This is a genomic window from Streptomyces sp. NPDC051172, from assembly GCF_040682555.1.
Classification (GTDB): domain Bacteria; phylum Actinomycetota; class Actinomycetes; order Streptomycetales; family Streptomycetaceae; genus Streptomyces.
In genome coordinates, this window is the sequence record NZ_JBFBBE010000063.1 from 15,351 (window position 1) to 29,321 (window position 13,971).

Genomic DNA, 13,971 nt, shown 5'->3' on the forward strand with positions numbered 1-13,971 from the left:
CCTGTTGGAGAGATGAACACGACCCGCTCCGGCCGCCCCGCCCTCACCCGCCCCGACGGCACTCCGCTGCGCGTCCTCGTCGTCGACGACGACGAGGACCTCGCCGAAGTGCTCTCCGGCGCCCTGCGCTACGAGGGCTGGCAGGTCCGCACGGCCGGTGACGGCGCCACCGCCCTCACCGAGGCGCGGGAGCTGATGCCGGACGCCGTCGTGCTCGACGTGATGCTCCCGGACACCGACGGCTTCGCCGTGCTGCGCTCCCTGCACGTCGTGAAGCCGGACGTGTGCGTCCTCTTCCTGACCGCACGGGACGCGGTCGAGGACCGCATCGCGGGCATCACGGCGGGTGGCGACGACTACGTCACCAAACCCTTCAGCCTGGAGGAGGTCGTCGCCCGGGTCCGCGGACTGCTGCGCCGCGCCGGCATGGCACGCCAGCTGGACGAGGGCCCGCGGCTGACGGTGGGCGACCTGGTGATGGACGAGGAGGCCCGCGAGGTGACCCGGGCGGGCGAGCTCATCGAGCTGTCGCCCACCGAGTTCGAACTGCTCCGCTTCCTGATGCGCAACCCCCGCCGTGTGCTCAGCAAGGCGCAGATCCTCGACCGGGTCTGGTCCTACGACTTCGGCGGCCGCGCCCACGTCGTCGAGCTGTACATCTCCTACCTGCGCAAGAAGGTGGACGCGGGCCGCGAGCCGATGATCCACACGGTGCGCGGAGCCGGTTACGTGCTCAAGCCGGTGGTCGCATGAGGTTCGTCGGTGGTCCGCTGCGGGTTCTGCGTCGCCTGCCGCGCCCGCGCACACTCCGGGCCCGGCTCACCTTCGGCCTGGTGGTGCTGCTCGCGGTCAGCTGCGCGGCGGTGGGCCTGGCCGCCGTGATCGAGCTGAACGGCTTCCTGACGAGCCGCCTCGACGAGCAGCTGCAGCAGACCGGGAACCGATTCGCGGTGAGCCTCGAACACGGTGGCCAGTTGCCCAGCGACCACGACGCGGACAACCGCGGCGACGACCGCAGACAGGGCGCCGGCACCTTCGGCGCCCGCCTGGTCGACTCCACGGCCACCAGGGCCGCGGTCATCAAGACCGGCGGAGTCGTCGACGTCACGCTGACGGCCAGGGACACCAGGCAGCTCGCCGAGGTCCCGGTCGACGGCAGGGGCCACAGCGTCCGGCTCTCCACGCTGTACGGCTACCGGGTGACCGCGTCCAGGGGCCTCGACGGTGACGTCCTGATCACCGGGCTGCCCCTGGAGCCCGTGGAGGCCACCGTCCACCGCCTGGAACTGGTCGCCGGGATCGTCTTCGGCGCCGCCCTCACCCTCACCGGGGTGGCGGGCGCCTTCTGGGTGCGCTGGTCCCTCCGACCGCTGAGCCGGGTCGCCGCGACCGCCACCCGGGTCAGTGAGCTCCCCCTTGCAAGCGGCGAGGTGGCCCTGCCGCCGCGCGCCCCCGAGTCCGACCCGCGCAGCGAGGTGGGCCGGGTCGCCGGCGCATTCAACCGCATGCTCGGCCATGTCGAGGACGCCCTGACCAAACGGCACGCCAGCGAGGAGCGGCTGCGCAGCTTCGCCGCCGACGCCAGCCATGAACTGCGCACCCCGGTCGCCTCGGTCCGCGGCCATGCGGAGCTGGCCCTGCTGCACCCGGGCCCGGTACCACCGGAGATCACCCGGGCCCTGGAGCGCATCGCCGCCGAGTCGTCCCGCATGGGCGAGATGGTCGACGAGATGCTGCTGCTGGCCCGACTGGACGCGGGCCGCCCCCTGGAACGGCAACCCGTCGACCTCACCATGCTGGTCCTGGACGCCGTCACCGACGCCCGGGCCGCGGGCCCCGGGCACCGTTGGAGCCTGGAGCTGCCGGAGGAACCGGTCACGGTGAACGGCGACGCCCACCGACTCCAACAGGTGTTGGCCAACCTGCTGACCAACGCGCGTGTGCACACACCCGTGGGCACGAAGGTGACGGTGTCCCTCGAGACCGAGGGCACGACCGTCCTCCTCAAGGTCCACGACGACGGCCCTGGCGTCGCCGAGGACATCCAGCCGGGCGTCTTCGAACGCTTCACCCGGGCCGAACACCGCCGCCGCAAGGACGCCCCCGGCGGGGGTGCGGGGCTGGGCCTGTCGATCGTGGCGGCGGTCACGGAGGCACACGGGGGGAGTGTCAGCCTCGAGAGCAAGGCGGGCTCGACCACCTTCTCCGTGCGGCTCAGTACCGCGTGATCGCCGTACTCCCGCTCGCTGTTCCGACAGCGATGTGCGGCTCCTTCCCGGGAACCGCCCACCTGAGAATCGCCCGCATCGCGGACCCGGGCACGGACACACAACCCGCGGTGGTCCCACGCCCGTTGACATGCAGGAAGATGCCGGCGCCGCGCCCCCGAACGCGCTGGTGGTAGTTGAACCCGATGACGAACGCATACGCGTACTGCGTCCCGTACGAGGCAAGGTGCTCGGACTCGGAGGCACGGCAGTCGGCCGGACGCGGATCCGTCCAACGGTTGTAGGACGTCGAGGGGATGTCCTCGCACCACCACGAACTCTGCTTCACGGCCCGGTACTCGTACCGGGTCCCGCGCGGCGCGGCCTTGATGCCGAAGGCGTACGGCAGGTCGTACAGCCCGGTCGGAGTCGTGTTCGTGTTCTGCCTGCGCGACGCCCCCTCCACAAGCCCCTTCGCCCCGAACCGCGCGGACGCCGAACCGGCCTTCACCCACCGGCCGCCCCGCAGGTCCCACCAGGTGACCGTGCCGGTCGTCGAGGCCGCCTTCGGGGCCACGGCGGTGATCAGCTGCGTACCGCCGCCCGTGTCGGCCATCCGGGCGGGAAGCGGCGCACCGGAGGCCGAGGAGGCCGGCACGGTACCGAGGACCAGGAGCGAGACGCACACCAGAGCGCCGGCGACGAGAGCTGATCGCATGGCTCAGACCGTAGACGGGGGCAGCGGCAACGGCAGCCCGGGTAGGCCATCCAGGCTCGTGGCGATGTGCTCCTTCTTGGCGAAGTACTCGCCGAGCGAGGCGTCGTCCTCCCGCGCGAAACGCTTGCCGTGCAGGTCACGGTCCTCGTCGTAGGTCATGAAGGGCACGGCGTAACCGCAGGTGTCGCGGACGAGTTCGGCCGTCACGAGGATGACGGCCCGCAGACCGTGCGGGGCCGGGTCGATGTCCGGGAAATGCGTGAGCAGTTCCTTGAAGCGCGGGTCGTCGCGGAAGACGGGCTCTCCGCGCCCGTGCACCCGCACGATGTTCGGCGGGCCCTGGAAAGCGCACCACATCAGCGTGATACGCCCGTTCTCCCGCAGATGCGCGATGGTCTCCGCGTTGGATCCGGCGAAGTCCAGATAGGCCACGGTGAGTTCGTCGATCACCGCGAAGGAGCCCTTGAGGCCCTTGGGGGAGAGGTTGACCGTGCCGTCGCCGGAGAGCGGAGCGGTCGCGGTGAAGAAGAGGGGCTGCGCCTCGATGAATGTGCGCAGCCTGCCGTCTATGCGTTCATAAGTCTTTCCCACGCCTCACGATTATGGACGCAAACCTTTCGCCCGTCTAAGGAATTACGGGCTCCGCTTGGCTGCCGTCGGCCGTGGCCGCCCCGGCCGGCGCTCTATCGGGGCGGCCACAGCACCTGTCACGCCTCTTACTTGGTGAGCGTGCAGGCGGCCAGGGAGTCCAGGCCGGTCGGCTTGGCCGCGGTGCGCCCGATGGCGGTCGCGATGCGGTCGACGGTCGACTTCCGCTTGTCGGCCAGCGGGCCGAGGATCGCGTTCTGCACGAAGTTCGGGCCGCCCTGGCCGACCGTGCTCTGCAGCCGGTTGTTGGCCTCCTGGATCTGCGTCTGCAGCAGGGTGAGGTTGCGGGTGACCTCGGCCTGTGCGGAGGCGGGGATCGCCGGGAGCTTGGAGGCGACGTCCGGGCAGCTGATGGTGCCCGCGGCGGAGGCGCCCGCGGCGGAGGCGCCCGAGCCGGCGTTGCCCTTGTTGGCGTTGCCTCCATTGGCCTTGCCTGCATTGGCGTTGCCTGCATTGGCGTTGCCTGCATTGGCGTTGCCCGCGTTGGCGTTGCCCGCGTTGGCCCCGGTGTTCCCGCCGCCGGCGTTCAGCGTGCACGGCGCCAGCGCGTCCAGGCCGGTCGGCTTGGCCGCCGTACGCCCGATGGCGGTGGCGATGCGGTTGATGGTCGCCACCCGCTTGTCCTTGAGGGGCCCCAGGATGGCGTTGTTCACGAAGTTCGGGCCGCCCTGGCCGACCGTGCTCTGCAGCCGGTTGTTGGCCTCCTGGATCTGCGTCTGCAGCAGGGTGAGGTTGCGGGTGACCTCGGCCTGTGCGGAGGCGGGGATCGCCGGGAGCTTCGAGGCGACGTCCTGGCAGGTGATGGTGCCGGGGGACGCGGCCAGGGTCCGGGCGTTGTTCCCGCTGCTCTTGGACGGCGTCCCGGCGAGGGCGGAACCGGCGATCACCGCTCCGGACAGCGCCACCGCGGCAGCGCCACCGATGATCGCCACGCGACGCTTGTTGTACTTCGGAAGAGCCCTGGACATGCGGATGCCTCACTTGGGTCAGGAGTGGGTTTACAGACGCGGCGCCGGCGTTCGGGGTGAAGTACGGGTAAGCGGTTTCGTTTGTTCAACCGTCCATCGGAACTTCTCCACAGCCCTGCTGCCACCCGAGGTCGATTGACGAATCATGCAGAGCACTGCATACTCATGCATGTCAGTGAATGCGGTGTGAGGAGACCCCCGTGACCGAGCGCGTCGTACTCGCCTACTCAGGCGGTCTGGACACCTCCGTCGCCATCGGCTGGATCGCCGAGGAGACGGGCGCCGAGGTCATCGCCGTCGCGGTCGACGTCGGCCAGGGCGGCGAGGACCTGGACGTCATCCGCAAGCGCGCCCTCGCCTGCGGCGCCGTGGAGGCCGAAGTCGCCGACGCCAAGGACGAGTTCGCCGAGGAGTACTGCCTGCCGGCGATCAAGGCCAACGCCCTCTACATGGACCGCTATCCGCTGGTCTCCGCGCTCTCCCGGCCGACGATCGTCAAGCACCTCGTCGCCGCCGCCCACAAGCACGGCGCCACCACGGTCGCCCACGGCTGCACCGGCAAGGGCAACGACCAGGTCCGCTTCGAGGCCGGCATCGTCGCCCTCGCCCCCGGACTCAAGTGCATCGCCCCGGTCCGCGACTACGCGATGACCCGCGACAAGGCGATCGCGTTCTGCGAGGAGAAGCAGCTCCCGATCGCCACCACCAAGAAGTCCCCGTACTCCATCGACCAGAACGTCTTCGGACGCGCGGTCGAGACGGGCTTCCTGGAGGACATCTGGAACGCCCCGATCGAGGACATCTACGAGTACACCTCGAACCCGGCGACCCCGCGCGACGCCGACGAGGTGATCATCACCTTCGAGCAGGGCGTCCCGGTGGCGATCGACGGCAGGCCCGTCACCGTCCTGCAGGCGATCCAGCAGCTCAATGAGCGGGCCGGCGCCCAGGGCATCGGCCGCATCGACATGGTCGAGGACCGCCTCGTCGGCATCAAGTCCCGCGAGGTGTACGAGGCGCCGGGCGCGATCGCCCTGATCACGGCCCACCAGGAGCTGGAGAACGTCACCGTCGAGCGCGAACTCGCGCGGTACAAGCGGCAGGTGGAGCAGCGCTGGGGTGAACTCGTCTACGACGGCCAGTGGTTCTCCCCGCTCAAGCGCGCCCTGGACGGCTTCGTCGACGAAGCCAACCAGCACGTCAACGGCGACATCCGGATGACCCTGCACGGCGGCCGCGCGGTCGTGACGGGCAGGCGCTCCGAGTCGTCCCTGTACGACTTCAACCTGGCGACCTACGACACCGGCGACACCTTCGACCAGGCCGCGGCCAAGGGCTTCATCGACATCTACAGCCTGTCGTCGAAGATCGCAGCCCAGCGCCGGTCGCAGGCATAGCCTGACGTGACCTCGCGTGAGCGAGAGCGAGACTGTGCGCAATACCGACCAATCCTCCCTAGGAGCAACGCAAGTGAGCAGCAACAGCGGTGACGTACGGCTCTGGGGCGCCCGTTTCGCCGACGGTCCCTCCGAGGCCCTGGCGAAGCTGTCCGCCTCCGTCCACTTCGACTGGCGGCTGGCGCCCTACGACATCGCCGGTTCGCGCGCCCACGCGCGCGTGCTGCACAAGGCGGGGCTGCTCACGGACGACGAGCTGACCCGCATGATCGCCGGGCTGGACCAGCTCGAGGCGGACGTGGCCGACGGCTCCTTCGTGGGCACGATCGCCGACGAGGACTGCCACACCGCGCTGGAGCGGGGTCTCCTGGAGCGCCTCGGCCCCGACCTCGGTGGCAAGCTCCGCGCGGGCCGCTCCCGCAACGACCAGGTGACGACCCTCTTCCGGATGTACCTCCGGGACCACGCCCGCACCATCGCCGGCCTGATCGCCGACCTCCAGGACGCCCTGATCGGCCTGGCCGAGGCGCATCCCAACGTGGCGATGCCCGGTCGCACCCACCTCCAGCACGCCCAGCCGGTCCTCTTCGCCCACCACGTCCTGGCCCACGCCCAAGCCCTGTCCCGGGACGCGGAGCGCATGCGCCAGTGGGACGAGCGCACGGCGGTCTCGCCGTACGGCTCGGGCGCCCTCGCCGGCTCCTCCCTCGGTCTGGACCCGGAGGCGGTCGCCAAGGACCTCGGCTTCGAGCACGGCAGCGTCGGCAACTCCATCGACGGCACGGCCTCCCGAGACTACGTCGCCGAGTTCGTCTTCATCACCGCGATGATCGGCGTCAACATCTCCCGGATCGCCGAGGAGATCATCCTCTGGAACACGAAGGAGTTCTCCTTCGTGACCCTGCACGACGCCTTCTCCACGGGCTCGTCGATCATGCCGCAGAAGAAGAACCCGGACATCGCCGAGCTGGCCCGCGGCAAGTCCGGCCGTCTGATCGGCAACCTGACCGGCCTGATGGCGACGCTCAAGGCCCTCCCGCTCGCGTACAACCGCGATCTGCAGGAGGACAAGGAGCCGGTCTTCGACTCCGTCGACCAGCTGGAGCTGCTGCTCCCGGCCTTCACCGGCATGATGGCGACGCTCACCGTGCACCGTGAGCGCATGGAGGAGCTGGCCCCGGCCGGCTTCTCCCTGGCCACCGACATCGCCGAGTGGCTGGTCAAGAAGGGCGTCCCGTTCCGTGTGGCGCACGAGGTCGCCGGCGAGTGCGTCAAGGCCGCCGAGGCCGAGGGCAAGGAACTGGACGAGCTGACGGACGAGCAGTTCGCCAAGATCTCCGCCCATCTGACCCCCGAGGTGCGCACGGTCCTGAACGTGCCGGGCGCCCTGGCCTCCCGCAACGGCCGCGGCGGTACGGCGCCCGGCGCGGTCGCCGTCCAGCTCGCCGAGGTCAAGGCGGACGTGGCCGCACAACACGCATGGGCCACGGCCAAGCAGGCCTGACGGCCGCACCGCAGCGCACAGCAGGGCCCGGACAGCGCGTCCGGGCCCTTCGTGCTGCCCGGACCGCCAGGTAACAGATGAGATTCGGCCACTGGCTCAAACCTTGACGCGGCTCTAGTCGGAGGCAACCATTCCGGCTACCCGGTCGACAATGCCGAACACCGGTCGATCGCAGCCGAGCATGAAAGGGACGTCATGCGCGCCAGAGGTACCAGACGAACCGCCCGCCTTCTCGCCGTCACCGCCATAGCCGCCTTGTGCGCCTTCGGGCTCACCGCCCCCGCGGGGGCCGCCGACACACCGCCGCCCGGCGCCAACGACTGGTCCTGCAAACCGGACTCGGCCCACCCGCAGCCGGTGGTCCTGGTGAACGGCACCTTCAAGACCTCGTACGAGAACTGGCTGACCCTCTCGCCCGCGCTGGCGAACGCCGGCTACTGCGTCTTCTCCTTCGACTACGGCGGCCTGGAGACAGCCCCGATCCCGGACTCGGCGGCTGAACTGCGGGACTTCGTGAACGCCGTGCTCGGCGCCACCGGCGCCAAGAAGGTGGACATCGTCGGGCACAGCCAGGGCGGCATGATGCCCCGCTACTACGTGAAGTTCCTCGGCGGCGCGACCAAGGTCGACGACCTCGTCGGCATCGTCCCGTCCAACCACGGCACCACCAACCCCCTTGCACTCGCGGCCGGCGCCACCGTCTGCGACTCCTGCGCCGACCAGACCGCCGGTTCGGACTTCCTGCAGAAACTCAACTCGGACCCCGAGACCCCGGTGGGCCCCGACTACACGGCGATCGCCACCAAGTACGACGAGGTCGTGGTGCCGTACACCAGCGCCTTCCTCAAGGGCCCGGACTCGTATGTGACCGACGTCCTCCTCCAGGACCGCTGCCCGCTCGACACCACCGAGCACGACCAGGCACCCAAGTCGCCGCTGGTCGAGCAGTGGGTCCTCAACGCCCTGGAACGCAAGGGGCCGGCCGACCCCGCCTTCGTACCGCGCTGCGTCTGACCAGGGCGGGCTGAACCGCACGAGGCTGGGTAGATTGGTGCGGGATCCCCCTGCTGGCGCGGGATCTCCTCCACCGATCGTGCAGGGAGCCACCATGCCCTTCAGCCGCCTGGCCCACGCGACCACGCCCACCGCGCACATCGGACTGGGTCTCGCCGCAGTCGGCCGTCCGGGCTACATCAATCTCGGCCGGGAGGACGACCTCCCGGCCGAGCGCACCGTCGACGCCCTGCGCCTGCGCACCCACGAACTCCTCGACGCCGCCTACGCCCAGGGTGTCCGCTACTTCGACGTGGCCCGCTCCTACGGCCGCTCCGAGGAGTTCCTCGCCGACTGGCTGAACGCCCGCCCTTCCTTCGACGACATCGTCGTGGGCAGCAAGTGGGGCTACACCTACACCGCCGGCTGGTCGGCGGACGCCGAGACGCACGAGGTCAAGGACCACAGCCTTGAGACCTACGAGCGCCAGCGCGCCGAGAGCGCCGAACTGCTCGGCGACCGCCTGGACCTCTACCAGATCCACTCGGTGACCCCGGACAGCCCGGCCCTCACCGACAAGGAACTCCACGCCGAGCTGGCGGAGGCAGCCGCTCAGGGCACCACCATCGGCTTCTCCACCAGCGGCCCGGCGCAGGCCGACGCCATCCGTGCCGCGCTCGCCGTGACGGTCGACGGCGAGCCCCTCTTCCGTACCGTCCAGTCGACGTACAACGTCCTGGAGACCTCGGCCGGCCCCGCCCTCGCCGAGGCGCACGACACCGGGCTCACGGTGATCGTCAAGGAGGGCATGGCCAATGGCCGCCTCGCGGACCCGTATGCCCCCGATGCCCTGAAGGCCGTAGCTGCAGAAACGTCTCTGGGCTGCGACGCGGTGGCTCTCGCCGTGATCCTGCGCCAGCCCTGGGCCGGAGTCGTGCTCTCCGGCGCGGCGACCGCCACCCAGCTCGCCTCCAACCTGCACGCGGCGGTCGTGGACCTGGACGAGGACCAGCTGGCCCGCCTCGCCGAACTGGTGGAGAAGCCGCAGGCCTACTGGGAGCAGCGCGGACAGCTGCCCTGGCACTGAAATCCACCAGAACCCCTCACTCCTGTGAGACGCACACGGCCATGATGAGACATCAATGTCTCACATGCGCTATGGTCGTCTCATGGCCGTCGACCGTGACCACGTACTGCGCACCGCCGCAGCCCTGCTGACCCGCAAATCCACCGCGACCATGGACGAGGTCGCCAAGGCCGCCGGGATCAGCCGCGCCACGCTGCACCGCCACTTCGCGGGCCGTGACGCACTGGTACGGGCGCTCGAGGCGCTCGGCATCGCGGAGTGCGAGGCGGCCCTGGACGCCGCCCGGCTGGACGAGGGAACCGCGAGCGAGGCCGTGCGCAGGCTGGTGAACGAGATCCAGCCCGCCGCCGGACTGCTCGCCTTCCTGTACGGCGAGAGCCAGCTCTGGGAAGCCTGCCAGGACGCGGGCTGGCAGCGGCTCGACGCCCGCATCGGCGCGCTGTTCGTCCGCGGACAGCAAGCGGGCGAGTTCCGTATCGATCTCACCCCCGTCTGGCTCACGGAGGCGCTCTACGGCCTGATCGCCTCGTGCGCCTGGGCCATGCACGACGGCCGCGTCGCCCCCAAGGACTTCACCCACATGGTCGCCGAGCTGCTGCTCGGTGGCGCGCTACGGAGAGAGGAACCATGACCAGCACCCTGCAGCCGGCGACCACGACCGAGGCGGTGCAGCGCCCGGGCCGCTGGCTCGCGCTGTCCGTCCTGGTGCTCGCCGTGCTGCTGGTGGCCGTCGACGCGACCGTCCTCGGTCTCGCGACCCCCTACATCAGCGAGGACCTCAAGCCCTCCGGCACCCAGCTCCTGTGGATCGGAGACGTCTACTCCTTCGTCATCGCGGGCCTGCTGGTGTCGATGGGCGGCCTCGGCGACCGCATCGGCCGCAAGCGGATCCTGCTCGGCGGCGCCACGGCGTTCGGCGCGATATCCGTCCTCAACGCCTACGCGTCGACACCGGAGTTGATGATCCTGGCCCGCGCCCTGCTCGGCGTCGCGGGCGCCACCCTCATGCCCGCCACCCTCGCCCTGATCCGCAACCTCTTCCACGACCCGCGCGAACGCAGCCTCGCCGTGGGCATCTGGGGCGCCACGGCCTCCGCGGGCACGGCCGTCGGCCCGATCGCGGGCGGCTTCCTGCTCGAACACTTCTGGTGGGGCTCGGTCTTCCTGATCAACCTCCCCGTGATGGCGGTCCTGGTCCTCGTCGGCATCCGCACCCTGCCCGAGTCCCGCAACCCGAACCCGGGCCCGTGGGACCTGACCAGCGTCGCCCTCTCACTCGTCGGTGTGATCGGCGTGGTCTACGCGGTCAAGGAGGCCGCGACCCACGGCTTCGAGTGGCCCACGCTCGCCGCAGGCGCACTGGGCGCGACGGCGCTGTACCGGTTCATCCGCCGCCAGCTCACGCTCCCCGTCCCGCTGCTGGACATGCGCCTGTTCCGCAACCGCGGCTTCAGCGCCGCCGTCCTGGCCGACCTGCTGACCATCCTCGGCCTGTCCGGTCTGGTCTTCTTCCTCTCCCAGTACCTGCAACTCGTCCAGGGCAGGCGCCCGTTCGAGGCGGGCCTGGCCGAACTGCCCGCGGCGGTGGGCGCGGTGGCCGCCGGCCTGATCGCGGGCCGCGCGGCGCGTCGCTTCTCGGTGCGGGCGGTGGTTGCGGGCGGCCTGGCAGCGGTGGGCCTCGCACTCGCCGCCCTCACCACGCTGGAACGGTCGACGGGCTATCCCGTCCTGGGCGCCGCCCTGCTGGTCGTGGGCATCGGCGCCGGCTTCTCCTTCACCGTGACAGCCGACGTCATCCTCTCGTCGGTACCGAAGGAGCAGGCGGGCGCGGCGTCAGCGGTCTCGGAGACGGCGTACGAACTCGGCGCGGCCCTGGGAATCGCCGTACTCGGCTCAATCGTGACGGGCATCTACCGCGGTTTCGCCGCTCCGGCGGCAACTCCCGCAGGGGCGCACGAGTCACTGGGCGGCGCGGTGGAAGCGGCGAGAGGCATGCCGGCCCAGAGTGGGCAGGAGCTGCTTTCGTCGGCGCGAGGCGCTTTCGTCGACGGCCTCGCAATCGCGGCGGGGGCAGGCGCAGCCGTACTTCTTGCGACGGCGATTGCAGCCTGGTTCATGCTCCGAAGCCAACGGCTGGACAGCGCCCCATAAGGGGCGCGGGGAACTGCGCGGGCAACCCCCACTAACCCGCACCCGAGAACGAACCCTTACGCAGCCTTGGCCTTGGTCGCATACATGTCGACGTATTCCTGGCCCGACAGCCGCATGACCTCAGCCATCACCGAGTCGGTAACCGCCCGCAGCACATACCGGTCCCGGTCCATCCCGTCGTACCGCGAGAACTCCATGGCCTCGCCGAAACGAACAGTGACGCGGCCCGGCCGCGGCATCCCCGCCCCGCCCGGCTGCAACTTGTCCGTCCCGATCATCGCGAAGGGAACCACCGGCGCCCCCGTCATCAGCGTCAGCCGCGCGATGCCGGTACGCCCCCGGTACAGCCGCCCGTCGGGCGACCGCGTGCCCTCGGGGTAGATCCCGAAGACCTTGCCCTCCTCCAGCACGCGGCGCCCGGTCATCAGCGCGGCCACCCCGCCCCGGCCGCCGTCGCGGTCCACCGGGATCATGCCGACGCCGGTGAAGAACCAGGCCATCAGCCGGCCCTTGAGGCTCTTGCCGGTGACGTACTCGTCCTTGCCGATGAAGAACACCTGGCGGTCGCAGACGAGCGGCAGGATCATCGAGTCGATGAAGGTCAGGTGGTTGCCGGCCAGGATGACCGGACCGTCGCCCGGGATGTGCTCCGCGCCCTCCACCCGTGGGCGGAACATCAGGCGCATGATCGGTCCGAGCACTGCCTTGATGAGCACGAAGCGGGACAACGGGCCCTCCGGTGTCAAGGGATTCGGTATGAGTCTGTGCAGGTGAGGACGATACTCGCGGTCACCGGGGTCTTGCACATCGGGTTCACCGAGGTCTTACGCACTGTTGACGCGGGTTTACCTGCGGTGACGCCACGTTGCCTGCCGGTAACAGGCCGGAACGATGTGACGGACGACTCGCCGCCGAACGGGCGAGCCACGCAGGCTTCTTCACCGCTCGTCGGATCTCGTCCCCCGTAGGACTCATACGACATCCCGAGTCACCCGCATGTTCCGGCCGACGCCTCCCTCGCGTCATGTCCACGCCCCTACGATCGGCGCGCCGACAGAACAGATCGAGCCGACGTCAGGGGAGGCGCTCATGGGAACGCAGGAGAACGAGCAGACAGGCGGCACCGGACGACGGGCACTCCTCGGCGCCGCGGTACTCGGCGCGGGCGGAGCCGTACTCGGCCTGTCCGGCACGGCGAGAGCCGCGGGCGCCGGCTCCGCGCACGGCGGGCTGAAGAGCCTGCCCAAGCCGGCGATCATCGGCCACCGCGGGGCCAGCGGCTACCGGCCCGAGCACACCTTCGGTTCCTACGAACTGGCCCTCGACCTGGGCGCCGACATCGTCGAGGCCGGCGACCTGGTCCCCACCAAGGACGGCCATCTCGTCTGCCGCCACGAGCCGGAGATCGGCGGGACGACCAACGTCGCCGACCACCCCGAGTTCGCCGACCGCAAGGCCACCAAGGTCCTCGACGGCGTGTCCACCACCGGCTGGTTCACCGAGGACTTCACCCTTGCGGAGCTGAAGACGCTGCGCGCGATCGAGCGGATTCCGGCCAACCGCCCGCACAACACCCTCTACAACGGCCGCTGGGAGATCCCCACCTTCGAAGAGGTCCTGAAGTGGCAGGACGAGCAGACCCGCAAGCGGGGCAAGCGGGTGTGGATCTACCCCGAGACCAAGCACCCCACCTACTTCCGCAAGCTGGGCCTCGGCCTGGAGGAGCGGGTCGCCAAGCTGCTGCACAAGTACGGCAAGGACAGGCGGAACTCGCCGGTCATCCTGCAGTCCTTCGAGCCGAGCAGCATCCAGCGCCTGAACAAGCTGGTCGACAACCCGCTGGTGGTGCTCCTGTCCAGCGCGAACAGCCGTCCCTGGGACTTCGTCGAGGCGGGCGACCCGCGCACCGTCGCCGACCTGATCACCCCGAAGGGCCTCAGGGAAATAGCCGGTTACGCGCAGGGCCTCGGCCCGACCCTGGACCTGATCATCACCAAGAAGGCGGACGGCAGCCTCGACAAGCCGACCACCCTCGTCTCCGACGCCCACAAGGTCGGCCTGATCCTGCACCCGTACACCATGCGCAACGAGAACCCGTTCCTGCCGGCGGAGTACCGCAAGGGCACGGCCGCGGACGCGTACGGCGACCCCTTCGGCGCCTTCAGGACGTACTTCGCCACCGGCATCGACGGCGTCTTCACGGACAACGCCGACACCGCCGTGCTGGCCCGCGAGGACTTCGTCAACGGCTGAGCGCCCGACCCCGGTTGGGGTGAACAGTCGGCTGTCCGGGCAACT

Annotated in this window: 13 protein-coding genes; 9 read left to right on the plus strand and 4 right to left on the minus strand. The window is 70.0% G+C overall.

The features are described 5' to 3' along the window. Positions 1-12: 12 nt before the first annotated feature. A complete protein-coding gene (locus AB0N07_RS31185) occupies positions 13-753 on the plus strand; it encodes a response regulator transcription factor (RefSeq protein ID WP_365840745.1) in 741 nt (246 codons plus the stop codon). Further along, the gene (locus AB0N07_RS31190) at positions 750-2,228 is read left to right on the plus strand and encodes a HAMP domain-containing sensor histidine kinase (RefSeq protein WP_365840747.1); all 1,479 of its coding nucleotides are present in this window, start codon (positions 750-752) and stop codon (positions 2,226-2,228) included. The genes AB0N07_RS31185 and AB0N07_RS31190 overlap by 4 nt, the downstream gene beginning before the upstream one ends. Here the strand turns inward: AB0N07_RS31190 and AB0N07_RS31195 are convergent. The 3 genes from AB0N07_RS31195 to AB0N07_RS31205 form a co-directional block, all read right to left on the minus strand. Then, entirely contained in the window at positions 2,215-2,925 is a 711-nt protein-coding gene (locus AB0N07_RS31195; protein WP_365840749.1) for a L,D-transpeptidase family protein, read from the minus strand. The two genes, AB0N07_RS31190 and AB0N07_RS31195, sit on opposite strands and share 14 nt — an antisense overlap. Before the next feature lie 3 nt (positions 2,926-2,928). Next, the gene (locus AB0N07_RS31200; protein ID WP_365840751.1) at positions 2,929-3,516 is read right to left on the minus strand and encodes a pyridoxamine 5'-phosphate oxidase family protein; all 588 of its coding nucleotides are present in this window, start codon (positions 3,514-3,516) and stop codon (positions 2,929-2,931) included. A gap of 125 nt (positions 3,517-3,641) precedes the next feature. Next, a complete protein-coding gene (locus tag AB0N07_RS31205; RefSeq protein WP_365840753.1) occupies positions 3,642-4,541 on the minus strand; it encodes a hypothetical protein in 900 nt (299 codons plus the stop codon). A 200-nt stretch (positions 4,542-4,741) separates the two neighbouring features. Here AB0N07_RS31205 and AB0N07_RS31210 point away from each other — a divergent pair, with 200 nt between their 5' ends. The 6 genes from AB0N07_RS31210 (at position 4,742) to AB0N07_RS31235 (ending at position 11,673) form a co-directional block, all read left to right on the plus strand. Beyond that, positions 4,742-5,938, plus strand: coding sequence for an argininosuccinate synthase (locus AB0N07_RS31210; RefSeq protein WP_365840755.1), 1,197 nt, complete (start codon positions 4,742-4,744; stop codon positions 5,936-5,938). 73 nt (positions 5,939-6,011) lie between these two features. Continuing rightward, complete coding sequence (gene argH / locus AB0N07_RS31215) at positions 6,012-7,442, plus strand: argininosuccinate lyase (protein WP_365840757.1); 1,431 nt, start codon at positions 6,012-6,014, stop codon at positions 7,440-7,442. A 195-nt stretch (positions 7,443-7,637) separates the two neighbouring features. Then, a complete protein-coding gene (locus AB0N07_RS31220) occupies positions 7,638-8,456 on the plus strand; it encodes an alpha/beta fold hydrolase (protein WP_365840759.1) in 819 nt (272 codons plus the stop codon). A gap of 94 nt (positions 8,457-8,550) precedes the next feature. Continuing rightward, a complete protein-coding gene (locus tag AB0N07_RS31225) occupies positions 8,551-9,522 on the plus strand; it encodes an aldo/keto reductase (RefSeq protein ID WP_365840761.1) in 972 nt (323 codons plus the stop codon). An 82-nt stretch (positions 9,523-9,604) separates the two neighbouring features. Further along, on the plus strand, positions 9,605-10,153 hold the full coding sequence (locus tag AB0N07_RS31230) for a TetR family transcriptional regulator (RefSeq protein WP_365840763.1): 549 nt from the start codon (positions 9,605-9,607) through the stop codon (positions 10,151-10,153). Beyond that, positions 10,150-11,673 carry an MFS transporter gene (locus tag AB0N07_RS31235; protein WP_365840765.1) on the plus strand — a complete coding sequence of 508 codons (1,524 nt, stop codon included), beginning with the start codon at positions 10,150-10,152 and terminating at the stop codon, positions 11,671-11,673. The genes AB0N07_RS31230 and AB0N07_RS31235 overlap by 4 nt, the downstream gene beginning before the upstream one ends. Positions 11,674-11,729: 56 nt before the next feature. Here the strand turns inward: AB0N07_RS31235 and AB0N07_RS31240 are convergent, their stop codons facing one another. After that, positions 11,730-12,401 carry a lysophospholipid acyltransferase family protein gene (locus AB0N07_RS31240; protein WP_115909279.1) on the minus strand — a complete coding sequence of 224 codons (672 nt, stop codon included), beginning with the start codon at positions 12,399-12,401 and terminating at the stop codon, positions 11,730-11,732. Between the two features lie 361 nt (positions 12,402-12,762). Here AB0N07_RS31240 and AB0N07_RS31245 point away from each other — a divergent pair, with 361 nt between their 5' ends. Further along, on the plus strand, positions 12,763-13,926 hold the full coding sequence (locus AB0N07_RS31245; RefSeq protein WP_365840768.1) for a glycerophosphodiester phosphodiesterase: 1,164 nt from the start codon (positions 12,763-12,765) through the stop codon (positions 13,924-13,926). Positions 13,927-13,971: the final 45 nt, after the last annotated feature.